General features: G+C 48.9%; 2 protein-coding genes. Both read right to left on the bottom strand.

Features of this window, described 5'->3' with window-relative positions; all coding sequences use genetic code 11:
- Positions 1-430: ATP-binding cassette domain-containing protein (locus tag R7O13_RS27680; RefSeq protein ID WP_318305299.1), on the bottom strand; the 430-nt coding region annotated here is incomplete at its 3' end.
- A partial coding sequence (locus tag R7O13_RS27675; protein ID WP_318305298.1) for an iron chelate uptake ABC transporter family permease subunit occupies positions 417-662 on the bottom strand: 246 nt, incomplete at its 5' end. The genes R7O13_RS27675 and R7O13_RS27680, both read right to left, overlap by 14 nt.

Raw genomic sequence — 662 nt, 5'->3', positions numbered from 1 at the left:
AGCGTACGCGTTGCCACTCGCCTCCTGATAGCGTTTGAATGCTGCGGTGCAACTTATCTTGCAGTTGGACGAGCTCGACCACCATATTAACGGCATCACGAACTTTACCATCAGTGATCGCAACGCCACTTGGCAACGACAACGCAAGATATTGAAAAACATCGACGTTAAACGCAGGTCTAGATTGCTGACATAAGTAACCGCGAACATGAGCTTGTTCCGACAAAGATAACGTGAGCAAGTTTTTGTCGTCCACATGAACTTCACCACTCGCTCCGTCCCTGCTAGTTAATGTGCCGGAAAGCGCTGCGAGTAACGTGCTCTTACCAGAGCCGTTTGGTCCGACAACGTGGACGACTTCGCCAGCTTTGCATTCAAATGAAAGTGGCAGTAAACGACTTCCAACCGCTATATGCTTAACGCGCATCATGACTCTTCACCAACATCCAAATGAAAATAGGCGCACCGATAGAAGTCGTCATCACACCTAAAGGCAGTTCTGCGGAATCCAGCAATAGTCGCGCACCAATATCTGCAAAAACAAGCAAAGCTGCGCCAGATATCGCCGACAGTGGCAACAAGTAACGGTTTTCTGTGCCAAACGCTAATCGCAGCAAATGCGGAACCACCAAGCCAACAAAGCTAATGATGCCACCTAATGC

The organism is Vibrio sp. Y176, assembly GCF_033438945.1.
The sequence above is the reverse complement of the archived record's forward strand: the minus strand, read 5'-3'. Positions and strand labels throughout refer to the sequence as shown.